The sequence below is a fragment of the Faecalibacterium prausnitzii genome, from assembly GCF_049532945.1.
GTDB lineage: Bacteria > Bacillota > Clostridia > Oscillospirales > Ruminococcaceae > Faecalibacterium > Faecalibacterium prausnitzii_N.
In genome coordinates, this window is sequence record NZ_CP186691.1 from 717,766 (window position 1) to 742,449 (window position 24,684).

A 24,684-nucleotide genomic window follows, 5' to 3' on the forward strand; every position below is an offset into this window, starting at 1 on the left:
AAAAGAAAATTTGCCGAGGAAACGCTAAAAATCTTTGCCAAAAGAAACGCCTGAAACCCCACCATATACTTTTTGATATGAGGGCTATGCAGGAAAGATATTATTCGAGTTATGAAAAAAGTGTTAACATGAAGCCAGACATGGACCACGCACGGCAGAATGGGGCCGTGGGCGTGGATCTGAAAAAGGAGGTTTCTGGTATGATTAGTTTCTTACTCTGTCTGGCGCTCTTGATCATCGGCTACTTTGTCTATGGCAAGATCGTTGACAACACGTTCGGACCGGACGACCGCGAAACGCCTGCTGTGCGCATCAACGACGGCGTTGACTACGTTGTGATGCCCCAGTGGAAGCTGTTCCTCGTCCAGCTGCTGAACATTGCAGGTCTGGGCCCCATCTTTGGTGCACTGCAGGGTGCTCTGTGGGGTCCCGTGGTGTTCCTGTGGATCACCTTCGGCACCATCTTTGCAGGTGGTGTGCATGACTACTTCTCCGGTATGATGAGCGAGCGCAACGATGGCGCATCCATCGCTGAGGTCACCGGCAGATACCTCGGACCTGTCATGCAGAACATCATGCGTGTGTTCTCTGTTGTGCTGCTGATCATGGTTGGTACCGTGTTCGCAGTGGGCCCCGCAGGCCTGATCGTTACCCTGTGCAAGAACAGCGGCATGTCCGGTCTGCTGACCACCACCCTGTTCTGGCTGATCATCATTCTGGTGTACTACTTCATCGCAACCTTTATTTCCATTGATGCCATCATCGGTAAGATCTACCCCGTGTTCGGCATCTGCCTGATCATCATGGCTGTGGGCGTTATCTTCGGCATCTTTACCAACCCCGCCTACACCATCCCCGAGATCTGGGCAAACTTCGGCAACATGCATCCGTCGGGCACTCCCATTTGGAGCTTCATGTTCATCACCGTTGCCTGCGGCGCTATCTCCGGCTTCCACTCCACCCAGTCGCCTCTGATGGCTCGCTGCATGAAGAGTGAGAAGCAGGGCCACTTCGTGTTCTACGGCGCAATGGTCTGCGAGGGCGTCATCGCTCTGATCTGGGCCGCTGCCGGCTGCAGCCTGTACGAGGTGACCGGCGGCCTGAACACCGGTCTGGCCGCTGCTCTGGCTGCTGGTCAGTCTGCTGCCATCTACGACGTGTGTGCAAAGACCATGGGCGGCGTTGGCATTGCTCTGGCAATGATCGGCGTTGTCATCTGCCCCATCACCTCCGGCGATACCGCGTTCCGTTCCGCTCGTCTGACTCTGGCCGACTGGCTCAAGATCGATCAGGACAGCTACGCAAACCGCCTGAAGCTCTGCATTCCGGTTCTGGGCGTTGGCGCTTTCCTGGGCATCGGCAACGCACTGGGCTTCATCAACTACACCGTGATCTGGCGCTACTTCAGCTGGACCAACCAGACGCTGGCCATGATCGTTCTGTGGGCTGCATCCATGTACCTGTTCAAGGAGAAGAAGAACTACTGGATCACCGCTGTGCCCGCTACCTTCATGAGCGCTGTGTCCTGCACCTACTTCGTGCTGGCTCCCGAGTGCCTGGGCGGCCTGCTGAACAGCAAGACCGCAGAAGGCGCCACCATCTACAATACGGCGGTCGCATACCCTGTGGGTATCATCTTCGCCGTTGCAATGCTGGCCCTGTTTATCCACGCTACCAAGAAGCACACGGAGAAGAAAGCCGCATAACCCATTCAAGGCGGCATAACCCCCTGTGATCTCAAGACCGGCCGCTGCCCACACCAGCGGCCGGTCTTGCTTTTGGCTAAGAGTGGAAAAGACTCTTGCATTTTGCGAAAGACAGTGGGACAATGGGTACAAACAAAACGCAAAAGAGGGATACACTATGCTGTTCAAACCTGCACAGCTGGGTATGGCAAAACTCGGCGCTGCCGAGCTGGAAGCAGACAAAAAAGCCTGCAAAAAGATCGGCCCCTGCGGCGTTGGCAAAAAGGCGCTGTACCTCAACAGCTTTTACATCGATCGCCGCTATTATCTGCCCTATGGCAGCATCAGCCGCGTGTTCAAGCGGGTGGCTATGAGCTCCGGCGGCTTTACCGGCAAGGGCATGTTTGCCTCCATGGCCTACCTTGTGGTGGAGTACGATGGCGGCAAGCAGAAGCAGTGCAACTTCAAGGACGAGCGGGATGTGGACAAGCTGCTGGAGGTGCTGGCCAAAGAGCAGCCGCAGATCCATCTGCTCAGCGCAGCCGGTGAACAGATGCTGCAGAAGAAGGAAGCCGAAAAGGCCTCCCGCAAGCTGCCGGAGCTGACGAAAGACGCCGAGCACAGCCTGACGGTGCTGCGCAGGGCAAAGGAATATCTGGAAGCAAAGCCGGAAATCGCCGATGAGCTGAGTGCAGCCGAGCGCCGCAAGCGCGCCCAGCTGCAAAGCAAGCCGGTGTACCGCTATGTGGCATTGGCCATCTTCCTGTTCGGCCTTGTGGCCGCAGCCTACGGCCTCTATGCCATCACGAACCATGTGGGCAATTACGGCATCTACTTTGCACTGTTTGGCTTTGCAGCCATCTTCCTGTTCTCCAGCTACAACATGCTGCCCACTGCCCACAACAACCACAGCGCCATCATGAAGCGGGCAGACCGGGCCGAGAAGGCCGAAGCTGCTATGGCAGAATACGTGAAGCACTACCCGAACGGTGCCTTCCCGGTGCCCAGCCATTACGCACATCCCATCGTGCTCAAGCAGATGGCCGATGCCATTGAAGAGGGCCGCGCCGTCACCGTGCCGGAGGCGCTGGAGGCTGTCAAGGCCCGCCTGAAGTCCCTGAATGCAGACGTGCAGGTGGAACAGGAGGAATACGACGAGGTGGTGGTCATCAAAGCGATGTTCCTGAACCACCAATACGCATAAGAGAACCAACGAAAGCTCCTCGTTTCCGGGGAGCTTTTGTTGTGCCAAACTTCTTGCACGGCGCAGAAGGTCGGTTTATAATGAGGACAGAGAGCAGGTTTGAAAACACGAGGAGGTCTTGATATGAAGGATATGGTCACCCTTGGCAGCACCGGCATCACGGTGAACAAAAATGGCTTCGGCGCACTGCCCATCCAGCGCATCTCGCAGGAAGATGCCGTCTATCTGGCCCGCAAGGCTTACAAGGCAGGCATCCGCTTTTTTGATACCGCCCGCGCCTACACCGACAGCGAGGTGAAGCTGGGCGAAGCCTTTGACGGCATCCGCAGCGATGTCTACATTGCCACCAAGACGGCGGCGGAAACCGCAGAGGATTTCTGGAAGGATCTGCGTACCTCCCTGAAAAACCTGCGCACCGACTACATCGACATCTACCAGTTCCACAACCCGGCCTTCTGCCCCCGGCCCGGAGACGCCTCCGGCCTGTACGATGCCGCGCTGGAAGCGAAGGCCAAGGGCATGATCCGGCATATCGGCATCACCAACCACCGCCTGAAGGTGGCCCACGAGGCCATTGACAGCGGTTTGTACGAGACGCTGCAGTTCCCGTTCAGCTATATCTCCGGCCCGCAGGAACTGGAACTTGTGGAACTTTGCAAGGAGAAAAAGATGGGCTTTATCGCCATGAAGGGCCTGTCCGGTGGACTGATCACCAACAGTGCCGCAGCCTATGCCTTTGAGGCGCAGTTCGATGGAGTTCTGCCCATCTGGGGCGTGCAGCGTGAAAGGGAACTGGACGAGTTCCTCTCCTATATCGACAACCCGCCCCGGATGAACGATGAACTGCAGGCCGTCATCGAGAAGGACCGCGCTGAACTGTGCGGCGAGTTCTGCCGCGGCTGCGGCTATTGTATGCCCTGCCCGGCAGGCATCGAGATCAACAACTGCGCCCGCATGAGCCTGCTGCTGCGGCGTTCGCCCTCGGCAGAGCATCTCAGCCCCGCAGGTCAGGCCAAGATGAAAAAGATCGAGGGCTGCCTGCACTGCAACCGGTGCAAGGCCAGGTGCCCATATGGTCTGGATACCCCCGCCCTGCTGGCCCGCAACTATGAGGACTATAAGCGGGTGCTGGCGGGAGAAGTAAAGGTGTAATGAAACAAAAAAGGCAGATGCCGCATCGAACGGCATCTGCCTTTTCTTATGTCTGAACGCTTTACAGCGACGCAGGGACCGGCTCCCGGAAAATTTTCATGGCCTGCTTATAGCAGTGGATGAAGTAGACGATCTCCGCCAGAGCGGTCAGCATCCAGGAGCAGGGATAGAGCAGATAAAGCGAGGGGATGGTGTGGAAGTGGGCAAAGATGGTGTACACCCAGATGACGCGGAAGACGCAGGAGCCCAGGATGACGATGACGGTGGGCACCACAGTCTTGCCAAGTCCGCGGGAAGCGGCGATGGTGCAATCCATAAAGGCGGAGATGCAGTAGGCAAAGCCCATCACGCCCACGCGCTTCATGCCGGCATCAATGACGGCGCTCTCGGTGGTGAACAGGGCAAGGAAGGTGCGGCCAAAGAGGAACAGGCTTCCGCCCAGGATCAGGCCCACACCAAAGGAGTAGGCCAGACTGATGAAATAACTCTTCTTTACGCGGTCTGGCTTGCCAGCGCCGTAGTTCTGGCTCATAAAGCTTGCACAGGCCATATAGAATGCGGCCATGCAGTCGTAGATCATGGCATCGGCATTGGCGGCGGCGCTGTTGCCCTTGACCATGAGAGAGTCGAAGGAGTTGACCCCTGCCTGAATGAACAGGTTTGCAATGGCGAAAATGGCATTCTGGAAACCGGCAGGCAGGCCCAGCGCCAGAATGCTTCGGGTCATGGCCGGGTCGAGCCGGGCTTCCCGGAAATGCAGGGCGTAGCAGTCCTGCACCTGAGTCAGCGCGTGGAGGATGAGCGCGGCGGAAACGCATTGCGAAATGGCACTGGCCAGCGCCACGCCCACGACATCCAGCTTGCAGACGATGACGAAGAAGAGGTTGAGCAGGATGTTCAGCACACCCGCGATGCTCAGGAAGTACAGCGGCTTTTTGGTGTCGCCGATGGCGCTGAACACAGCGTTGCCGAAGTTGTACAAGGCCAGAGCGGGCATACCAAGGAAGTACACCCGCAGGTACAGGATGGCACCGGGCAGCAGGTCGTCCTTGGTGTTCAGCAGCCGCAGCATGAAGGGGGAACCCAGCAGGCCGACGAACAGCAGCACCACACCCGCGATCAGGCTGACCACCAGCGCCGAGTGAACGGTGCGGCGGACGTCATCGGTGTGCCTGGCCCCATAGAAGCGGGCCACCAGCACGTTGATGCCGCCGCTCAGGCCGATCAGGAAGCCGGTGAACAGGCTGACGAGGATGCTGGTGGAACCCACCGCGCCCAGCGCTGTAGAGCCTGCAAACCGGCCTACCACGGCCACGTCCGACATGTTGAACAGCACCTGCAGCAGGTTGGAAAGCGCCAGCGGCAGACTGACCAGAAAGATCTGTTTGGCCAGAGGGCCTTCGGTCAGTGTTTTGGTATTTGATTTCATAACTTGATGATTCCTTTTCCTGATCCGAAACTGTGCCCGCGCACACCGGGGCACAAGCTCTATTATAAGGCCCAGCGGCGCTTTTGCAAGATGGAAAACCCAAAAAGCAGAGGTGAATTTTTTACGCGCCGCCCGATGATTTTTCAGAAGGATGCTTCGGATGCAGAAATTGGGCCGACAATGGCGAAGATTTCTATTTGCAATTTCTGTCCGGCTGTGCTATACTACCTTATACTGAATCCATTCAGAAGATGTGCGATCGTAGCTCAGCTGGATAGAGCGTTCGGCTCCGACCCGGAAGGCCAGAGGTTCGAATCCTCCCGGTCGCATAAAATCCCCAGTACACTTTCGTGTACTGGGGATTTTTATTTGCGGCCGGGAGGATTCGAACAGCACGGCCCTGCGCAGCAGGGTAAGCAATCAGCCCAGTGGGCTGTTGCTTAGTGCGCGGTTCCTGGACCCATAGGAACGTCTAACAAGAGGACTGGTGTTCATTTGCGGCCGGGAGGATTCGAATTTCATTTCAAATTCTCCATCAGTTTTGCCGCCAGCGTCTCGGCTTCTTTGGCCGGGACCCAGATATCCGGAGAAAGGCCACGCATTTCTTCAAAATAATCTGCACCCTCCGGCAGCAGATAGACACATACGGATGTCATTATAACCGAGCATTTGCTGTTCGGCAGTTCCACATGCCCACCATTTCCGATCATACATCCATTTGTGTTTTCTCCGATGATCAGGCTGTTTTCCAGATTATAGGCAAGGTCCATTGTGATTTCTGCAGAAGAGGCAGAGCATTTTCCGCTTAAAAGAATCAGAATGTTGTCGTGCGTTTGCCACCGATGAGCTATCGCTACGGATACCGGATTAACAACGTCATAGCGGACTCCATTGCCCTGTATACGCTGGCGGCTGTATCGGGTGATCCACTGATGAGCTACTTCTTCATATCCGCCGACATTGGAGCGCAGATCCAGCATGGAGATCGCAGCATCACTCATTTGTGCCGCCGCAGCATTGACCTCCTGCAGGAAAGAGCCATCAAAGCTGTTGAACTGGAATACCGGGATTCCATCTGTCTGGCGAAGATCGGTATTCTGGTCTTTGGGAAGCTCTTTATAATACTGTCTCCATGCGTCTGCTGTCAGTGTGTCGGTACTGCCGTCTGTATAGTGCACCGTCAGCGTTTCATCACAGGTGTGCTTTTCCCACTCCGTCCCATCAAATGGGGCAGGCTTCAGCAGAACAGGATAATACACCAGATACCCCTGCTCAGAGATTGAACGCTTGAACAGTTCATCCAGATCGGGATGATCGTCCACGGATGCAACGACTTTTCCATTGGCATTCTGATAGCCCGAATCCGTTTTTACGAACATCACCTGACGGAAGAAAAACGGAATGTCTTTTTCCGACGGATAGTCCTGATTGATGTTGAAGTGACCGTCCTTGATAAAGGTAAGATGACTTACCAGAATCTTCTGCAAATCTTCGCAGGTCAGGCTGTCCCTGCTTTGGACTTCCTGCAGAGTATCAGCCTTTGCCTGATCGAATACAGCGTGTCCGCCAAAATAATCGTAGAGAGCATAATCATAGTAGAGCGCGTCGAAGAGGTAATTCACATCTGCTTTCGCTTCATCTACGGTCAGTTCTTTTTCGGCATCGTATTCGCTGTAGGTATCGGTGATGTAATCAAAATATTTCTGTGCATCGGCGGGGTCATCGTAATGTCGCAGATAGGGTGTCGGGTCGGCGGCAGGAGCCGCTTCCCAACGCTGATGCTCTTCGTTGATTTCTGCGAGCAGTTCCGCTTTGGTTGGTTGATTGTCTTTTACAAGCTGTGTGACCTTGGTACAGCCGCAGGTGCTTACCAGAACCACCAGGCAGCAGAGAAACGATAGGATTCGGGATTTCATCGCAGGAACCTCTTTTCAAGTATTGTGCTGTTTTTACGTTGTGCAGGAGCAAATGGCCGCCCGTTGATTTTTGCGGCGGGAATGCTTATAATGGCTGTAAAACCTCTTAATGAACGTATCATAGCACCGAATCCGAAGGAGCACCATAGCATCCTGCGTAAGTTGAAAATAATGTCAGATGCCGGATTTGGATGGGAAAGCGGGTCTCTCTATGCAAAACATTTTTATCGGTTCGATTATCAAGCAGCGGCGGAAAGAACTGAAGCTGACACAGGAGCGCTTGTGTGATGGCATTTGTGATCCGGTGAGCCTGTCCCGAATCGAAAATGGAAAGCAGATGCCCAGCCGCAGCATCATGAATGCCCTGCTCCAACGGCTGGGCCTTCCGGATACCCGTTATTATGCGCTTTCGTCCAAGCATGAGCTGGAGATCGAAGCATTGAAGAAAGAGATCGTCGGATGCAATGTGACCCGTGATGTTCAACATGGGTTTGAACAGATCGAACGTTTGAAAAATATAGTGGATGCTGATGACCGGCCGACACAGCAATTCATCCTGCGGTCAAAAGCAGTGCTGGGCGCACTGGATAAGCGATATGGATTGGATGAGCAGATCCAGCTTTTGATGGATGCGATCCACTTGACGATCCCGGAGTTTGACTTGAAAGGAATCGAGCAGTGGCTGTATTCCTTTGATGAACTGAAAACGATTATCCAGATCGCCAATGTGTATTCGAACTTTGAAAACAATGAACAGGCTGCGAATCTGTTCGAACAATTGCTCCGCTACACGCGTCAACACCATCAGGAGATCATTACATCCGGCGGGCTTTCTATTTTGATCTTATATAACTATGCCCGTGTTCTGGACTTGAGCTGCCGCTATGCAGAAGGTGCAGAAATTGCGAAAGAAGGGCGCGACTCGTGCATCAAATATGGGCATTATCAAACACTGCCCGGCTGCCTCGAAGTTTATGCGGAATGCTGCTATCATCTGGGAAAAACGGAGGAGAGCACCGAAGCGTATCATCAGGCCTACTATCTTTGCAAACTGATCGGACGAAAAGAAGATATCGAGATCACCAAAGCCGAAGCAAAGAAATATCTGAACATTGAGTTCCAATAGAGAATAACAGAAGAGGACTCCGGCAAAGCTTTGATGGAACTTTGCCGGGGTCATGCTTTAGCCTTTTTTGTTTTTCATCCAGATGCGGTACAGCCCGTCTGTGATGAGGGTCTCCCGGTATAGAATGTTCGTGTGGCAGGCTTCGCGGATGGTGCGGGGCAGATTGCCGGTGGCGTAGAATTTGAGCTCCGGGCCGAGTTCGGCGCGGAAGCGCTCAGCCAGACCGTCCAGCAGGCTGGCGGTGCCCAGTACAAAGCCGTTCTGCAGGCAGGAAGAGGTGCTCTTGCCCAGAATGGATGCAGGAGCCTTTGCGGCAAGGTCGATCTGCGGCAGCTGGGCGGTCTTCTGGACCAGCGCTACCTGCGACAGCTGCGGGCCGGGCAGGATGATGCCGCCCACAAGCTCCTGCTTCTCGTTCACGGCCATGATGGAGATGGCTGTGTCGGCGGAGATGACGGCCAGCGGGCCGGGCGTCTCGGCCAGCGCGGCAACGGCGCCACACAAAAGCTCGGCGCCCAGCTGGGCGGGGTTGTCCAGCCGAAGCTTGATGCCGCTTTTCAGGCCCGGACCAACGGTCAGGAAGCGGGCGGAGCAGAGCATCCGCAGCGCCGCCAGGACGCGGCCCGTCAGCGCGGGCACGACACTGCCCAGAATGCCTCCCTCGATGCGCTCGGTCTGGACGCGGTACAGAGAGAGCAGATTCAGCAGATCCATGGCATATTCGTCAATAGTCGCTGCTGCGTCGGAGTGCAGACGCCCGCTGAATTGCAGGGCGTCGTGTTCGTATCCGGCGATGGTGATGTGTGTGTTGCCGATGTTGACCGTCAGGATCATGGTCGGGGCCTCCTCTGCCTCTATAATGTAATTATATAATATAACAGTGCCTGCAAAACTGCAAGCTCCCCTTGGAAAAGGGGAGCCGGGACGGCCGTGGCCGTCCCGGAGGGGTTTAATTTTCTGTCCAGACGTAGCAATTTGAAGTTTTTTGAAAAAACTTGTAAAAAAGTGTTGACATCCACCCCGGTGTATGGTATTATACTTGAGCGCCAAGCGCTGAGGCAAAAGAATGACTTCCGAAGTCCCAGCTGAGAAGCGAAAGAAAAGAACCAATAGACGCCGAGAAGTTCCGGTTTGTTCCGAGAAACTTGAAGCGGTCCAAGTTCAAAACGTTCGAAACGCTTCGAAAAAAGTGCTTGACAAAAAACCACTTCGGTGGTAAAATAAACAGGTCGTCAGCCGCAAGGCTGAGGCGCTACAGGACCTTGAAAATTGAACAATATCGAAAAACTTGTAACGGAACCTATTTTCGTGTTGGAAAAACACGGTAAACAATTCCAAACAAAGTAATTCACACAGGACGCAAGCGATTGCGTGCTGAGCGAAAAAGATTTAACACTTTTTAAGTGATAAATATCATTTATAAAGAGTTTGATCCTGGCTCAGGACGAACGCTGGCGGCGCGCCTAACACATGCAAGTTGAACGAGAGAGAAGGAGCTTGCTTCTTCGATCGAGTGGCGAACGGGTGAGTAACGCGTGAGGAACCTGCCTCAAAGAGGGGGACAACAGTTGGAAACGACTGCTAATACCGCATAAGCCCACGGCTCGGCATCGAGCAGGGGGAAAAGGAGCAATCCGCTTTGAGATGGCCTCGCGTCCGATTAGCTAGTTGGTGAGGTAATGGCCCACCAAGGCAACGATCGGTAGCCGGACTGAGAGGTTGAACGGCCACATTGGGACTGAGACACGGCCCAGACTCCTACGGGAGGCAGCAGTGGGGAATATTGCACAATGGGGGAAACCCTGATGCAGCGACGCCGCGTGGAGGAAGAAGGTCTTCGGATTGTAAACTCCTGTTGTTGGGGAAGATAATGACGGTACCCAACAAGGAAGTGACGGCTAACTACGTGCCAGCAGCCGCGGTAAAACGTAGGTCACAAGCGTTGTCCGGAATTACTGGGTGTAAAGGGAGCGCAGGCGGGAAGACAAGTTGGAAGTGAAATCTATGGGCTCAACCCATAAACTGCTTTCAAAACTGTTTTTCTTGAGTAGTGCAGAGGTAGGCGGAATTCCCGGTGTAGCGGTGGAATGCGTAGATATCGGGAGGAACACCAGTGGCGAAGGCGGCCTACTGGGCACCAACTGACGCTGAGGCTCGAAAGTGTGGGTAGCAAACAGGATTAGATACCCTGGTAGTCCACACCGTAAACGATGATTACTAGGTGTTGGAGGATTGACCCCTTCAGTGCCGCAGTTAACACAATAAGTAATCCACCTGGGGAGTACGACCGCAAGGTTGAAACTCAAAGGAATTGACGGGGGCCCGCACAAGCAGTGGAGTATGTGGTTTAATTCGACGCAACGCGAAGAACCTTACCAAGTCTTGACATCCCTTGACAGACATAGAAATATGTAATCTCTTCGGAGCAAGAGGAGACAGGTGGTGCATGGTTGTCGTCAGCTCGTGTCGTGAGATGTTGGGTTAAGTCCCGCAACGAGCGCAACCCTTATGGTCAGTTACTACGCAAGAGGACTCTGGCCAGACTGCCGTTGACAAAACGGAGGAAGGTGGGGATGACGTCAAATCATCATGCCCTTTATGACTTGGGCTACACACGTACTACAATGGCGTTAAACAAAGAGAAGCAAGACCGCGAGGTGGAGCAAAACTCAGAAACAACGTCCCAGTTCGGACTGCAGGCTGCAACTCGTCTGCACGAAGTCGGAATTGCTAGTAATCGTGGATCAGCATGCCACGGTGAATACGTTCCCGGGCCTTGTACACACCGCCCGTCACACCATGAGAGCCGGGGGGACCCGAAGTCGGTAGTCTAACCGCAAGGAGGACGCCGCCGAAGGTAAAACTGGTGATTGGGGTGAAGTCGTAACAAGGTAGCCGTAGGAGAACCTGCGGCTGGATCACCTCCTTTCTAAGGAGTCAGGCAGGAAGGAAGCATCGAAGATGATTTCTTCCTGGAACAGGTGACAGAGACAAGTAGAGTAGATATTGTTCGATTTTGAGGGCCCTGAAAAGGACACTCAAAGACGTACCTTGAAAACTGAATAATAACTGCGAAACAAAGATTATAGTAAGTTCTTTTTAAGAAATATTGCAATTTCAAAAGGAAGGGTAACATAATCTTCGTTGGCAAAAGAGAATCAAGAGGATACCAAATGTTCCAAGAGAACGTTTGAAAGGTCAAGCGAACAAGGGCGCAGGGCGAATGCCTTGGCACTGGGAGCCGATGAAAGACGTGATAAGCTGCGATAAGCTTCGGGGAGCTGCAAATAAGCATTGATCCGGAGATTTCTGAATGAGGAAACTCACCTGGGTTCATACTCAGGTACGTTATACTGAACTTCAAAATAGGTATATCGAGGGAACCGCCTGAACTGAAACATCTAAGTAGGGCGAGGAAGAGACATCAAACGAGATTCCGTAAGTAGTGGCGAGCGAACGCGGACGAGGGCAAACCGGGAGTCGAAAGACTTCCGGGGTACGGACTGCATTTAGGACTTAAGTTGTTAACCGAACGGCATGGGAAGGCCGGTCAGAGAGTGTGAGAACCACGTAGGTGAAAATGACAAGAGCTGAGCGAATTCCAGAGTACGGCCAGACACGTGAAACCTGGTCGGAATACGGGGGGACCACCCTCCAACCCTAAATACTACCCAGTGACCGATAGCGTATAGTACTGTGAAGGAAAGGTGAAAAGCACCCCGGGAGGGGAGTGAAAAAGAACCTGAAACCCTGTGCCTACAAGCACCTAGAGCACGTCAATGTGTGATAGGGTACTTTTTGTAGAACGGTCCGGCGAGCGATTGTATGCAGCAAGGTTAAGGACTTAAGGTCTGGAGCCGAAGCGAAAGCGAGTTTGAAAAGGGCGTTAAGTTGCATATAATGGGCCCGAAACCGGGTGACCTACCCATGGTCAGGTTGAAGTGGAAGTAAAATTCCATGGAGGACCGAACCGACCTCCGTTGAAAAGGCGGCGGATGAACTGTGGGTAGCGGAGAAATTCCAATCGAACCCGGAGATAGCTGGTTCTCCCCGAAATAGTTTTAGGACTAGCCTCAAGTTAGATACCTGGAGGTAAAGCACTGAATAGCCTAGCGGCCGAGAGGTTAGCGAAGCTTATCAAACTCAGAATGCCAGAGTATTGATGCTTGGGAGTCAGACAGTGTCAGATAAATGTCATTGTCAAAAGGGAAACAGCCCAGATCTACAGCTAAGGTCCCAAAGTCAGGTTAAGTGGAAAACGATGTGAAGATACGTAGACAACCAGGATGTTGGCTCAGAAGCAGCCACTCATTCAAAGAGTGCGTAATAGCTCACTGGTCGAGCGTCTTTGCGCGGAGAATTTAACGGGGCTAAACCTGACACCGAAGCTTAGGCAATCCAGTAATGGATTGGGTAGGGGAGCGTTGTATACGCGGTGAAACAGTAGCGCAAGCGGCTGTGGAGTGTATAGAAGTGAGAATGCCGGAATGAGTAGCGCGAATGCAGTGAGAATCTGCATGGCCGAAAGCCTCAGGTTTCTGGAGGAAGGTTCGTCCGCTCCAGGTCAGTCGGGAGCTAAGGTGAGGCCTAACGGCGTAGCCGATGCACAGACGGTAGAGATTCCGTCACCACCAAAAGAGTTAAGCACAGGGACACATAAGAAGTCTCGGAGCCGGGTGTTGGTTCCGGTAGCGATCGAGGGAAATTAGTACCGAAGTCCGGGATGGAAGATGGCGAGAAAAGCTGTGTGTATTTCTGCGGTGCCCGTACCGCAAACCGACACAGGTAGGTAGGAAGAAGATTCTAAGGCCAACGGGAGAAGGGTTGTTAAGGAACTCGGCAAATTGACCCCGTAACTTCGGGAGAAGGGGTGCTGCAGCAATGCAGCCGCAGAGAATCGGCCCAAGCAACTGTTTACCAAAAACACAGGTTTGTGCTAAATCGAAAGATGACGTATACGAGCTGACGCCTGCCCGGTGCTGGAAGGTTAAGAGGAGATGTGCAAGCATTGAATCGAAGCCCCAGTGAACGGCGGCCGTAACTATAACGGTCCTAAGGTAGCGAAATTCCTTGTCAGGTAAGTTCTGACCCGCATGAAAGGCGTAATGATTTGGGCACTGTCTCAACAGCCCGCCCGGCGAAATTGTAGTACCGGTGAAGATGCCGGTTACCCGCGACAAGACGGAAAGACCCCATGGAGCTTTACTGTAGCCTAATATTGGGTTTCGATGTTGCATGCACAGGATAGATGGGACACTGGGAAGCAGGTGCTTTGGCGCTTGTGGAGTGGCCGTTGGGATACCATCCTTGCGATATTGGAATTCTAACCTGCGCCTTTGAATCAAGGCGGGGGACATTGTTAGGTGGGCAGTTTGACTGGGGCGGTCGCCTCCTAAAAAGTAACGGAGGCGTTCAAAGGTTCGCTCAGCTTGAACGGAAATCAAGCAAAAGAGTGCAAACGCAGAAGCGAGCCTAACTGCGAGACTGACGGGTCGAGCAGTAACGAAAGTTGGAGTTAGTGATCCGGTGGTATGTGAGTGGAAATGCCATCGCTCAACGGATAAAAGTTACCCTGGGGATAACAGGCTGATCTCCCCCAAGAGTCCACATCGACGGGGAGGTTTGGCACCTCGATGTCGGCTCATCGCATCCTGGGGCTGTATTCGGTCCCAAGGGTTTGGCTGTTCGCCAATTAAAGCGGTACGCGAGCTGGGTTCAGAACGTCGTGAGACAGTTCGGTCCCTATCTGTCGTGGGCGCAGGATATTTGATGGGAGCTGTTCCTAGTACGAGAGGACCGGAGCGGACGTACCTCTGGCGCACCAGTTGTTCTGCCAAGAGCATAGCTGGGCAACTATGTACGGATCGGATAAACGCTGAAAGCATCTAAGCGTGAAGCCGACCCAAAGATAAGATATCCCACTGATTTGATTAGGTAAGATCCCTTGAAGACTACAAGGTTGATAGGCACGATGTGTAAGTGGAGCGATCCATTCAGCAAGCGTGTACTAATAGGTCGAGGGCTTGACCACAATTCGCTTGAGACTCTGAGAGTCAACGAAAAAATGTGAGCAGTGATTATTCAGTTTTGAAGGCACGTCCTTCTAAGAAATACTGGACAAACAACAAACATGTTATACTGGTTCAGTCAGATGGTCGGTGTCGATGACGGTGAGGTTCCACCTGTTCCCATTCCGAACACAGAAGTTAAGCTCACTTGTGCCGAAGATAGTTCGCTGGAAACGGCGCGTGAAAATAGGTAGTCGCCGACTTGAGTTATCAGAATGAAGAAACCGCATTCTGATAATATGCACCTCTAGCTCAGTTGGTAGAGCAACTGACTCTTAATCAGTGGGCCCAGGGTTCGAGTCCCTGGAGGTGCACCAGATATTGAACGTCAAATCGTAAGATTTGACGTTCTTTTTTGTTATGTAACCCCGAAAAATCGGGGTTTGCACGGTCAATGCACGGTTTTTGCACGGTCGGCGTTTTCGTGGGAATCCTCTGCATGGGCTGGAATTGCTTTGAAATGCGTGGTAAATTTTGCATCAGGTCAGCAGAGCCAGGCGAAGCTGCGCTTTTACGGCAGGGTCTGCGTCCCTCAGAAGCTCCAACAGTGCCGACACGGAGATGGTCGGTTCGCCTGCGGCGGGTACAGCCTGCGGGCTGGGGCTTTCCTGTTTAGCATAGAACCCTTCCTCAAATTTCCTGCCCAGTTCTACACGAGAGGACTGCTGGATATGAGCGTAGGTGTTCACCAGCATATCCGCCGTGGCGTGCCCTGTGGTGCCCTGTACGGCTTTCACATCACCGCCGGAGATCATCAGTTGATAGGTGGCACTGGAATGCCGCAAACCGTGGAACACAATGCGGGGGAATTCCGGGTGGGCATCCTGCCACTTGAGGAACTTCTTGCGGATCAGCACAGGCTCCACCGCCAGACCGTTAGGCAGACGGAACAGCATTCCACTGTCATGGTAGCGTGTCGGGTCTTTCCTCTCGTCTGCCGCCAGCTGATTCAGCCACTTCTTCAGTTCCTCCTTCAGAGCAGAAGTCATGAAGATGGTACAGCAGGAGGATGCGGTTTTGGTGCTTTTCAGGATGAGGGAAGTGGTGCTGCGCTCCAGCTTGTCCGGGAATACCTTGATGATGCAGCCATCGTCCACTTGGTTTAGGGCTTCTTTTCGCACTCGCTGCATGGACTTGTTGATACGGAAGGTTCCGATGCCATCCGCAGCATCAAAATCCAGATCTTCCGGGGTCAGACCTACGATCTCGCCCTCTCGCAGTGCGCCCACCAGTGTGAGGTGGACTGCCAGATGCAGGATGGGGTCCTCCATGCTGTCCAGAGCCGCCCTCATTTCCTCTACCGTCCAGATGGTGCGCTCCTGCGTAGACTTCTTGGGGCTGTCCACGGGAACAGGGCTTTTGACAAGGATGCCCCACTCTACGGCATACTGGAAGGCAGTGCCCAGCAGCCGGTGCACCTCATGGATCGTTGTGCCGGAAAGGAAACGCTGCTTCTGCTTTTCGGTCAGTTCCTGCTTCTTGCCCTCGATATACGAACCACAGGGCGTTTTGCTCAGGGTCGTGTAGAGGTTCTCCATGTGGTAGGGCTTGAGCTTCTGCATCTCCATGCTACCGATATAGGGGATAATGAGATTCTGAATGGTGGAAAGGTTGGATTCGTAGGTTTTGGGTGCCCACTTGTGCTTGCTGCACTGTTTCGGCAGCCAGTCCATCAGGAACTCTGCCACCGTTACCGAGGACGGAATCAGGAAAGTGCCAGCGGCCAGTTCATGCTCGATTTGCTTTTTTCGGTTCGTTGCCTCCTCTTTTGTGGGAAAGCTCTCCCATTTGTCGCAGCTCTTGCCGTGCTCATCTTCGTAGGTGTAGCGGACGCTGTAAGAGTTGCCGCGCTTCGTAATATATGCCATACTGTTTGCCTCCTTATCAAGCTGCCCGGTAGAGCCACGCATCGAAGCTGTCCTTCGGCACACGGATGCTTCCGCCTACTCGCAGGACACGGAATTCGGTAGTGCTGTTGCACAGGTTGTAAGCAGAGCGCAGGCTGATGGCCAGCATTCGCGCGATCTCTTCCACCGTGTACACCAGCTTCGTGGTTGCCGGGCTGTCAGTTGGAGACTTGACGGCATTGGTTTGAGTGACCACTTTCATTGTAGTGGGATTCGAGTCCTTTTGCAAGAACTTTTTCGTATAATCGGAAGATTGCACAGGGACGGTCATAGAATTACGGTCAAAATCCATAAGCATTGCTCCTTATATTGTCATATCATCTAAAAATTCAGCTTAAAGTTCTACATCTTGCCCACGCTTACGGTTTTGCTGCGGCACATTCATGGTGTGCTCCTGCTTGGGGGCAAGAATCTTTTCCAGAAAGCCACGCACCAGTTCGGGCGCACGGTGGAGAGCATCCAGGTAGGGTTTCACGTCGTACCACAGGTCGTGGTACTTGTTGCTCCAACGAACGGCCTCTTTCTTGGCGGTGGAAAGTTCTTCTTTCAAGCGGCGGTTCTCCACATCCATCATATAGCCGTGGTCGGCCTGTTTTTTCAGCTTGGAGAATTCTTCTTCGGTCAGCGAGTAGTTACCGAGAAAGGTGCGCTTGCCGATATAATCCAGATCGCGCGCATGAATGAGGGCTTCTTTTGTGAGCGTGGCCTTTTTCTGCACAGCGGCAAGTTCCTTTTCGGTCTTGGAGAGGGTTTTGTTGGTTTGGGTGAGGTGCTGCTCTTTCTGGTCAATCTGGGCGGTCAGGCTGTCCAGCCGTTCCTGCTCCCGCTGGACTTTGAACTGGGTGACGGTCAGGTGTTCTTCAGTGCTGCCACGCTCACCGCGCTTTACATCGGTATACCCAGCGTTGCGCATATAGTCGAAGAAATCGTCTTGCAGGATGCTGTATGACTTCTTCAGGACTGGTTTGCCGTTCTTTTGCAGGACGGGCTTTCCGGCATCGTCCAGCAGGGGCTTGGATGCCCACTTCTTGCTCCGGCTGACCTGCATGACGGTCTCCTTGACGGTGCCGACCAGTGCCTTGTCCTTGCAGCGTTTCGACCACAGGATCTGCTTTTCCACCACAGGTACATAGACCACATGGAGGTGGTAGTGGTAAACTTCGCGGCCTAATGCTTCGGTCATGGCACGGTTGATCTCATCGGCGTGCATGACTGCCGAGAGGATATACTGCTCACCGCCCACGATTTGAACGGCAGCTTGGTAGGCATCCTCATAGAACTGCTTGGCGAACTCGTAGCCGCCGTGGTTGTCAAAGTAGGCCGAGTTGACATCAAAGACAAGCTCGCAGTAATGGGTGGCATCCGGCTTCAAGCCGCGCGTTGAAATCGTGCCAGCGGTTTCCAGTTGGGAGAACAGGTCGGTGTAGCTGGCGGTTGGCTTTTTGAAGTGGATGTTCCATGCAGTGCGCTGGGGGATGATGTCGGGGTTCCGGTAGCTGTCCTTTTCGCGCTCGTTGTGCTGCTGAGTGTTGCCAACGGCCTTGTCCGAAACGGCGAGATTTCGAACACTGGTGCGGTCAATGCCATCATTTCTTGCCAAAGGGCATCCCTCCTTTCGGGGTTCAGAGGAAGGTGACGGGAACGAAGATGCACTTCTTCGGAAGTGTAATAACCCACTATAACACTTTCATCCCTATGGGCTGCAAAGTGTAGTGGGCTCTTCGAGGACTCTCCGAGGGGGAACGTCTCCTGCGGGAGAGCTACGATCAAGTTCGCACAATGCGAACTTGATTGCTCCGTACGCATCTGAAAAAATTGCGTACGGACTTCAAATAACCTGTACGGTTCGTACGGTGTACAGGCAAGCAAAATACAAGCGATAAAACGCTTGATTTTCTTAAAATCTACCGTACAGGTGCGTACAAGTACAGACCGTACAGGTTGTACGAACTTCTTCTGTGAAAAAATGCACTTTTTACGGGCAGGGGTGGACAAGCGGCTCAATGCCCACGAATCCCCGCACCCTGCGGCCACCGGGCAGGGCGATGTTATGTACTGCACCAGAGTCCCTAGCGTGGGAACTCTGGTGTTTTTTTGTTTCCTGCCTGAATATACGGAAAATTTTGCAGAAAGAGCAAAAAAGCGGCAAAACTGCAACGGAAAAAGAAAAAAGCCCTTACTGGTTGCAGATTTGCAACAGCAAGGGCGGAGAGGTAACCGTATATTGAACAAAACGGCAGAGCGTATTATAATGAGGAAAAAGATCAAAAAGGAGGGCCGACCACATGGCACAGGAATATCTGCCCGCACCATCCAACATCCGTCTTGCGGACTTGATGAAAGAACGCAACATCAGCCAACCAGAACTTGCCAAGGAACTCGGCTGCTCCAAGAGCACCATCAACCGCTTTATCAGCGGTGCAAAGGGAACCCTGACCCATGAGCAGGTGCTGAAAATTGCAAGGCTGTTCAACGTATCCACGGATTTTCTGCTGGGAGAAACCAACATCCCCGACCGCAAGAACTACGACATTGCCGAACTTGGCCTGTCCGTAGAAGCCGCAAAGAGCCTCTACACAGGGCGTGTCAATACAGAGGTGGTCAATCTGCTGCTGGAAAACGCCCGCTTTGCAGAGCTTACTTACCGCATAGCGCAGTATTTTGACGATACTTTTGCATCCGGCATCGCAGCACAGAACGCCATGCTCACGACATTGAGCACCCTGCTGCGTACAAGGGTCAAGACTCCGGAAGCAGCCAAAGCCGCAAAGGACATCAGCCTTCGGAGAAAGCCGGTGTACCAAGGCGACCTTGATGACATTGAGATGTACTTCATGGCGGCGGTCAAGGAAATCAAAAAGGGCATCGGGAGCCATTACGCCGAACAGGAAGCCATGAGCAAGAAAGTGGCGGAGAAGATGTTCACCGAATTGACCAAAGGGCAGGATGTGCAGCACCCAACGATCACGGCAGAGCAGTTGACGGATGCAATGTTAGACAGTGTTTCGGGCATGGAGGGAGCTACGCCGGAAGCACTGGAACAGCTGCGGAGCGGTCTATTGGGAATCTTGCAGTCTGCCGCAGAGCAGGAAAACGCCCATGAAGCAGACGAATGAACGGCTTTGTGCGCTGGCACAGAAAGGCGATGCAGCTGCGCTGGACAGCCTGATCGACAACAACAAGTCCTTTATTGGCAAGGTGGCAAATGACCTTTTCCGCAGCATGAATCTGGCACAGGCTGGCCTGAACCTTGACACGGACGATTTGAAACAGGCAGGGAATCTGGGCTTGTGGAAGGCCGTGCCAAAGTTCGATGCAGCGCGCGGCATGAAGTTCCTGACCTATGCGGCTCCTGCCATCCGCAACGCCATGATGGACATGGTGCGGGATGCCTTTGCTGCTTTTGAGCAGCGGATGGTAACGGAGGACAAGGATGGTGTGTGCTATCAGTGTGTTTCGCTGGATGAGGTTCTGCCGGGAGAGGAACAACTGCGGCGCATCGAAGCCATAGCCGACCCCTACGCCATGCAGCCGCAGAGTATTATGGAAGAGCAGGAATCGCGCCGGGAACTGTACGATGGCCTGAAACGGCTGACCCAGCGGGAGCAGACCTATCTGCTGTACCGCTATGGCTTCACCGATGGCGAGGAGCATCCGCTGATCGGCACGGCGATATACTTTCACCTGACAAAAGGCCGCGCCAAAAAGACCGAGGAACAGGCCGTGGATAACCTGTGGCTGGAACTGCCGTGGTGGTTTATCTGAATGGGCAGAGAGGAATTGTGTCAAATTGACATAATTCCTCCCGATAAGAGGGATGTGGGCGAAAATGCTGGCAATGTATCTGGCAGTTCTGGATGACCGGAGCAGCGAAGAACAATTTATAGATGTATATAATACCTACAAGCGGCTGGTCTACCATACCGCTTACAAAATTATGGGCGATTCGTATCTGGCAGAAGACGTACTGCAAGAAGTGTTTTTGTACGTTGCCAAAAATTTTTCTAAAATTCATCGAGAAAACTGTCACGAACTCGCCGCTTATCTCGTTAGTTGTAGTAGAAGCCGTGCATACGATATGCTTCGCAAGCAGCGAGAAGAACCATTAGAAGAAATCCCAGACGCACCAGATGGTGCCCCGATACCGGATGATGCAGCAGTCAGCACCGACAACATCGAACGGTTGATAGAACTAATCGGACAGATGAAACCGATGTACCGTGACCCACTGCACCTTTTAGCAATGGGCTACACCAACCGGGAGATTGCCGAATCGCTTGGACTGACGGATGAAGTGGTTCGGATGCGGCTTTTCCGTGGAAGAAAACTATTGTGGAAGGAGCTAAACAGCCATGAGTGAGTGGACAGAAGTTTCTTTTGACGCTGCATTGATGATGGCACTCCGTGCAGATGCACAAAAAGAACTGGACGAACTGCCAACTCCAGCACAGCTTAAGGAACGCTACCCGGATACTTCCCGATGGGATGCTCGCCTGAAAGCGGCGTTGCATAAACGCCGCCCAGTGCTGAAACGAGTGCTTGTTGCGGCCCTGACGCTGGTAATTTTAACTCTCGGTGCGCTTGCAGTAAGCGCAGACTTCCGCAAGACAGTCTATACGATGATTCAGAAGTTCTTACCAATTGAGATGCAAGTCACTTATAAAGTTGAGGGAGAACCATTAGAGCAGCTTCCCGATGCGTATAGTGAACATTATGTACAAGTCGGATTTTGGCGTGACTATACGCAAGGCTATGATAAAAAGGAAACATTCTCTCATGCGTATGTTAATGCTGCCGGAGAAATCTATTTTGTGGATTGTTCAATTATAACCGCATACGGACAGATTGAAACATTCGATAATGAACATACCGTTTATACAACTGTAAAGATTGGAGATAAGGAAGCAACACTTGGAACAAGTGAGATTCCGGGGCAGGTCACCTGTTATATTTTGATTTGGGAGGATGCTGGTGTTTCCTGCACAATTATGGGCGATGGTTCATTGGATGAGTTGATGAAGGTTGCAGAAAGTATTTGTTAACAGCAAAATGCCTAGATATTTGTAGATGAGCACAAATGCGAGGATGGATTTTTGTTTAAGTAAACAAATTTGGAAAATCCTGCAACAAATGTGTTGGTTGCTGCGTTGTCTAAGTAAAAGCTTCTGATGGAAACAAACGGGAGGTGTATGTTCTATATGAAAAGGAGCTTCATTGCAATTTCGGTTGCGACAATCATAGGATTGTCAGCTTGCTCAACAAAAGTATCCTCTTCAACTTCTATGAACTCTCCTATATCGACATCGGTGACAAGCGAGCAGGAATTTTTATCTAATCTTGAAAATGCCAGCACAAGCCAAGTACTGCAAAAGCTTAAAGAATCGGATGGTGGGTATACAGAAGATTGCTTTTCGGTGTTGACAAATCGCCTTATCAAATTCCCTCAAGACACACTGTATGTGTTGAAATATGACAAACTGATGAATGATAAAGATTTTCAGCAGCTTGTTTTATCCGGCATAAAAACAGAGCTTCCCTATAGTGGGTCGGATGAAGAAAGAAATACGATTTATCAGTATCTGGAATCCATCACCACTGATAAAGAATATGGACAAATCGCATCAGATATTTTAGGAGAACAAGCTGAAAACAAGGAGAAACCAAATCGGCAAATTGAATTTCAACCTGAAGAATCAGGACAAGCGAGCAGTGTTATTTCAATCGAACTTCCGCAAGGGTGGAAAATTCAAAAGAGAGAACAAACGCAACGTGCTGATAATAAACCGCTTGTTCTTGCAAGCCTGAATCCGTCTTATCCAGTATATGATATTTATGACAAAAATCATGTGTTGGTTGGCGCGGTTGGATACAGTACCTATGAGCCATATGAAGGTGATAGAGATTCCGTGCAGATTGTTTACTCTGCACTTCGGCTAGGATCGGTTTACAGGTTTGACACGGATAATAAATACGATGTGATACAAACCACGGAACGCGGAACGACTGCACTTACAACGGTAGTTTATCAGGATGGTGCAAATTCAGAACCAGTAAACAATTTAGGCGTTCTCGCTTATGATAACGAGAAAGAATGCTTTGTTGCAATTGAACTTGAAGCAAGTTCTGTGTCGGAAAGCCAGGCATTGGAAATTGCAAAATCAATTCGCTTTTAGACATGATGGGAATAACGGTGTATAGGTGCCAGCAGATTAAGGAGAACAACTGTGAACAAAGTACCGTACTTTATGTCATTGCGGTACAGTCCTTGAAACCGGCAACGCTCCGAGATACTTTGACAGCAAGCCAATGGAGCGGTATGTGGTTCTTTTCTCTGGCATTTTTCGCTGTCATCTTTATGGAAATGCTGTCCGATTTTTTGCTGGTTACAGATCGCTGCACTGCATGGAAAGCATTAAATGGAAATGTCAGCGAAGCCGAATTTCACAATCTTCAGCAGATTGTCCTATGCGAAAATCAGAAAGTTTCCATTGAGAAGAAACTTGCAAGTACGATACTACTGGTTCTGATGATATGTGCAACTGCTGCATTTGTGTGGTTTACCTTTTTGGTATAAGGTTTTGTTATGAAAGAGATAATTATTATACCACATATTGGAATTGGACAATTAAAATTAGGTATGGCACCAGATGAGCTAGAAAATGCTCTTCTACAAATGAAGAAACAGTGGTCGAATTCTTCTGATGAAGCAATGCAAATGGAGCGTTGTGCTGAAACTGGTGATCCTAATTTGATAACAGGACGATATATGGATAATGATTCGTTCTTTCTGGTGCAGTATCGGAACGGAAAAGCTACTGAAATCGGCATCCAGAGAGAGTTGTCTAAAGTGGCATCAATAAAATTGTTCGGGCTGGATATGTTTAATACAACCGCCGAGTGTATTATTGATAGCTTAATGAAAAAGGACAACGTTGTTTGCAACGAAAAGGACTTGCAACTGGGAACGGAATATCTTTTCCCTGAAATTGGAGTCCGACTTTGGAGAGAGCGAGCATTTCATCTCAAACTGTTGAAAGACCCGTTATACATGGAAGAGATGCAGGCTGTATTAGAAGACGAATATCAGTATCAATACTTCCAGATGGTTACCATAATAGGTTGAACTACTAACTAACCATGAGCCTTCTATTTGCAACGACTGCAAGTAGAGGGCTGTTGTTTTGCCTTGGATATTTTAATTAAAGGTTAGTCTTCCATTCTACCGTGGTCACAACCAAGTGAGAGATAGTGCTCAATCTCACCAATCAGCACAAGCTGGGCGTACTCCAAAGGATTATTATACAGCAGCGCGTCCAGTTTTGCCCGCTGTGCCGGGGTGTTGCCGTACTCGTCCTCAATGGCGATGCAGTCAAGGGAAAGGACAGTGCCATCCTCAAACCGGGCTTCCACCCGGTTGGTGTCCATATTGTAGCGGCAGGAAAGTAGTTTCATCATAGTAGTGTCCTCCTAGACTTGATTTTTGGTGTGCGGCCACTCAAACCAATGCCGTCAAGTCGATGGGGGATAGGTCGATTTTGTTTGTCAGAGAGTAAGTGCACGGTTTCTGCACGGATTTTGCACGGTTTCAAAACGTGCAAAGGGTACTTTTCGCTGCAAAATCCGACAAAGAGTGCAGAAATTACCAGGTGAAAAATCACGTTGCTTTGATTAAAAATAACGATAGCTCGAAACTTCCATAAATTGAGACGAACCGGCGGCTTGCTCTCTTAATCAGTGGGCCCAGGGTTCGAGTCCCTGGAGGTGCACCACAACAACAAAATCCGAACTTTTTTCCGATAGGAGAAGGGTTCGGATTTTTTGTTTTCTTTGGAAAACAGAACGAATCCCTTGCTTCCATCGAAAAACGTCCTAGACCTTATCACAAAAAAGCACGACAGACCACGGTAAGAGTGCCGTAAGGTAGAAAGGACACGAGTATGAAGTACGATGAAAGAACCTGCAAATTCAACATGGACACCGGCTGCGTGGAACTGCTGCTCCGGGATGGGAGAAAAATTTCCATTGACTGCACCGGGGTCGAGGATGCATTGGATGTGACCATGGCGCAGAGGTCAGAACTGGATTATCTTATCTACAATGACCCGCTTGGCTATGCAGACTTGATTCTGAACGGCGAACCAGAGGAGTATCTGAAGAATGTGGCGGGAAGTCACGGATTAGAAGATTAAGCATAAAA

Annotated in this window: 19 protein-coding genes, 2 tRNA genes and 3 rRNA genes; 17 read left to right on the forward strand and 7 right to left on the reverse strand. The window is 51.6% G+C overall.

What is annotated here, in order from left to right:
* Nucleotides 1-200: 200 nt before the first annotated feature.
* From ACNQFG_RS03615 to ACNQFG_RS03625, 3 genes are all read left to right on the forward strand, one after another.
* A complete protein-coding gene (locus ACNQFG_RS03615) occupies nucleotides 201-1,706 on the forward strand; it encodes a carbon starvation protein A (protein WP_423406544.1) in 1,506 nt (501 codons plus the stop codon).
* 157 nt (nucleotides 1,707-1,863) lie between these two features.
* Nucleotides 1,864-2,889, forward strand: a complete 1,026-nt coding sequence (locus ACNQFG_RS03620) for an ATPase P (RefSeq protein ID WP_423406037.1) — start codon at nucleotides 1,864-1,866, stop codon at nucleotides 2,887-2,889.
* 123 nt (nucleotides 2,890-3,012) lie between these two features.
* Nucleotides 3,013-4,041 (forward strand): aldo/keto reductase, encoded by a 1,029-nt coding sequence (locus ACNQFG_RS03625; RefSeq protein ID WP_423406038.1) that lies wholly within the window; start codon nucleotides 3,013-3,015, stop codon nucleotides 4,039-4,041.
* A gap of 61 nt (nucleotides 4,042-4,102) precedes the next feature.
* On the opposite strand, the gene ACNQFG_RS03630 is transcribed toward ACNQFG_RS03625, so the two are convergent.
* On the reverse strand, nucleotides 4,103-5,470 hold the full coding sequence (locus ACNQFG_RS03630; protein WP_423406039.1) for an MATE family efflux transporter: 1,368 nt from the start codon (nucleotides 5,468-5,470) through the stop codon (nucleotides 4,103-4,105).
* Nucleotides 5,471-5,725: 255 nt separating this feature from the next.
* Here ACNQFG_RS03630 and ACNQFG_RS03635 point away from each other — a divergent pair.
* Nucleotides 5,726-5,799, forward strand: a tRNA-Arg gene (locus tag ACNQFG_RS03635).
* A gap of 189 nt (nucleotides 5,800-5,988) precedes the next feature.
* Here ACNQFG_RS03635 and ACNQFG_RS03640 read toward each other — a convergent pair.
* Nucleotides 5,989-7,386: a S41 family peptidase gene (locus ACNQFG_RS03640; protein ID WP_423406040.1), complete on the reverse strand. Its 1,398-nt coding sequence runs from the start codon at nucleotides 7,384-7,386 to the stop codon at nucleotides 5,989-5,991.
* Between the two features lie 178 nt (nucleotides 7,387-7,564).
* On the opposite strand from ACNQFG_RS03640, the gene ACNQFG_RS03645 reads away from it, so the two are divergent.
* On the forward strand, nucleotides 7,565-8,512 hold the full coding sequence (locus ACNQFG_RS03645) for a helix-turn-helix domain-containing protein (RefSeq protein WP_423406041.1): 948 nt from the start codon (nucleotides 7,565-7,567) through the stop codon (nucleotides 8,510-8,512).
* 57 nt (nucleotides 8,513-8,569) lie between these two features.
* Here ACNQFG_RS03645 and ACNQFG_RS03650 read toward each other — a convergent pair whose 3' ends face one another.
* Complete coding sequence (locus tag ACNQFG_RS03650; protein ID WP_423406042.1) at nucleotides 8,570-9,346, reverse strand: type III pantothenate kinase; 777 nt, start codon at nucleotides 9,344-9,346, stop codon at nucleotides 8,570-8,572.
* A gap of 582 nt (nucleotides 9,347-9,928) precedes the next feature.
* Here ACNQFG_RS03650 and ACNQFG_RS03655 point away from each other — a divergent pair.
* The 4 genes from ACNQFG_RS03655 to ACNQFG_RS03670 all read left to right on the forward strand — a co-directional run bounded on the left by ACNQFG_RS03655 (nucleotide 9,929) and on the right by ACNQFG_RS03670 (nucleotide 14,897).
* Nucleotides 9,929-11,441, forward strand: a 16S ribosomal RNA gene (locus ACNQFG_RS03655).
* A gap of 267 nt (nucleotides 11,442-11,708) precedes the next feature.
* A 23S ribosomal RNA gene (locus tag ACNQFG_RS03660) occupies nucleotides 11,709-14,543 on the forward strand.
* Nucleotides 14,544-14,666: 123 nt separating this feature from the next.
* A 5S ribosomal RNA gene (rrf, locus tag ACNQFG_RS03665) occupies nucleotides 14,667-14,783 on the forward strand.
* Together the 16S, 23S and 5S rRNA genes with 1 tRNA gene alongside form the textbook arrangement of a ribosomal RNA operon.
* Nucleotides 14,784-14,821: 38 nt before the next feature.
* Nucleotides 14,822-14,897, forward strand: a tRNA-Lys gene (locus ACNQFG_RS03670).
* A gap of 162 nt (nucleotides 14,898-15,059) precedes the next feature.
* On the opposite strand, the gene ACNQFG_RS03675 is transcribed toward ACNQFG_RS03670, so the two are convergent.
* Genes ACNQFG_RS03675 through ACNQFG_RS03685 form a run of 3 tightly spaced genes read right to left on the reverse strand, consistent with a single transcriptional unit; the run spans nucleotide 15,060 to nucleotide 18,087 of the window.
* Nucleotides 15,060-16,448, reverse strand: a complete 1,389-nt coding sequence (locus ACNQFG_RS03675; RefSeq protein ID WP_423406043.1) for a site-specific integrase — start codon at nucleotides 16,446-16,448, stop codon at nucleotides 15,060-15,062.
* Nucleotides 16,449-16,464: 16 nt separating this feature from the next.
* Nucleotides 16,465-16,779 (reverse strand): helix-turn-helix domain-containing protein, encoded by a 315-nt coding sequence (locus ACNQFG_RS03680; protein WP_423406044.1) that lies wholly within the window; start codon nucleotides 16,777-16,779, stop codon nucleotides 16,465-16,467.
* Between the two features lie 42 nt (nucleotides 16,780-16,821).
* Nucleotides 16,822-18,087, reverse strand: coding sequence for a plasmid recombination protein (locus ACNQFG_RS03685; RefSeq protein ID WP_423406045.1), 1,266 nt, complete (start codon nucleotides 18,085-18,087; stop codon nucleotides 16,822-16,824).
* A 685-nt stretch (nucleotides 18,088-18,772) separates the two neighbouring features.
* On the opposite strand from ACNQFG_RS03685, the gene ACNQFG_RS03690 reads away from it, so the two are divergent.
* From ACNQFG_RS03690 to ACNQFG_RS03720, 7 genes are all read left to right on the forward strand, one after another.
* On the forward strand, nucleotides 18,773-19,603 hold the full coding sequence (locus ACNQFG_RS03690; protein WP_423406046.1) for a helix-turn-helix domain-containing protein: 831 nt from the start codon (nucleotides 18,773-18,775) through the stop codon (nucleotides 19,601-19,603).
* Nucleotides 19,587-20,252 carry a sigma-70 family RNA polymerase sigma factor gene (locus ACNQFG_RS03695; RefSeq protein WP_423406047.1) on the forward strand — a complete coding sequence of 222 codons (666 nt, stop codon included), beginning with the start codon at nucleotides 19,587-19,589 and terminating at the stop codon, nucleotides 20,250-20,252. The genes ACNQFG_RS03690 and ACNQFG_RS03695 overlap by 17 nt, the downstream gene beginning before the upstream one ends.
* Before the next feature lie 64 nt (nucleotides 20,253-20,316).
* On the forward strand, nucleotides 20,317-20,847 hold the full coding sequence (locus ACNQFG_RS03700; protein ID WP_423406048.1) for an RNA polymerase sigma factor: 531 nt from the start codon (nucleotides 20,317-20,319) through the stop codon (nucleotides 20,845-20,847).
* Nucleotides 20,840-21,529, forward strand: coding sequence for a DUF4367 domain-containing protein (locus ACNQFG_RS03705; protein ID WP_423406049.1), 690 nt, complete (start codon nucleotides 20,840-20,842; stop codon nucleotides 21,527-21,529). The genes ACNQFG_RS03700 and ACNQFG_RS03705 overlap by 8 nt, the downstream gene beginning before the upstream one ends.
* Before the next feature lie 147 nt (nucleotides 21,530-21,676).
* Entirely contained in the window at nucleotides 21,677-22,660 is a 984-nt protein-coding gene (locus tag ACNQFG_RS03710) for a hypothetical protein (protein ID WP_423406050.1), read from the forward strand.
* Between the two features lie 2 nt (nucleotides 22,661-22,662).
* On the forward strand, nucleotides 22,663-23,061 hold the full coding sequence (locus ACNQFG_RS03715) for a hypothetical protein (protein WP_423406051.1): 399 nt from the start codon (nucleotides 22,663-22,665) through the stop codon (nucleotides 23,059-23,061).
* 9 nt (nucleotides 23,062-23,070) lie between these two features.
* Nucleotides 23,071-23,610 (forward strand): hypothetical protein, encoded by a 540-nt coding sequence (locus ACNQFG_RS03720; protein ID WP_412590688.1) that lies wholly within the window; start codon nucleotides 23,071-23,073, stop codon nucleotides 23,608-23,610.
* Nucleotides 23,611-23,693: 83 nt separating this feature from the next.
* On the opposite strand, the gene ACNQFG_RS03725 is transcribed toward ACNQFG_RS03720, so the two are convergent.
* Nucleotides 23,694-23,942: a DUF6061 family protein gene (locus ACNQFG_RS03725; protein ID WP_423406052.1), complete on the reverse strand. Its 249-nt coding sequence runs from the start codon at nucleotides 23,940-23,942 to the stop codon at nucleotides 23,694-23,696.
* Between the two features lie 482 nt (nucleotides 23,943-24,424).
* Between ACNQFG_RS03725 and ACNQFG_RS03730 the strand changes: the two genes are divergently transcribed.
* A complete protein-coding gene (locus ACNQFG_RS03730) occupies nucleotides 24,425-24,676 on the forward strand; it encodes a DUF6061 family protein (RefSeq protein ID WP_227613483.1) in 252 nt (83 codons plus the stop codon).
* Nucleotides 24,677-24,684 lie beyond the last annotated feature (8 nt).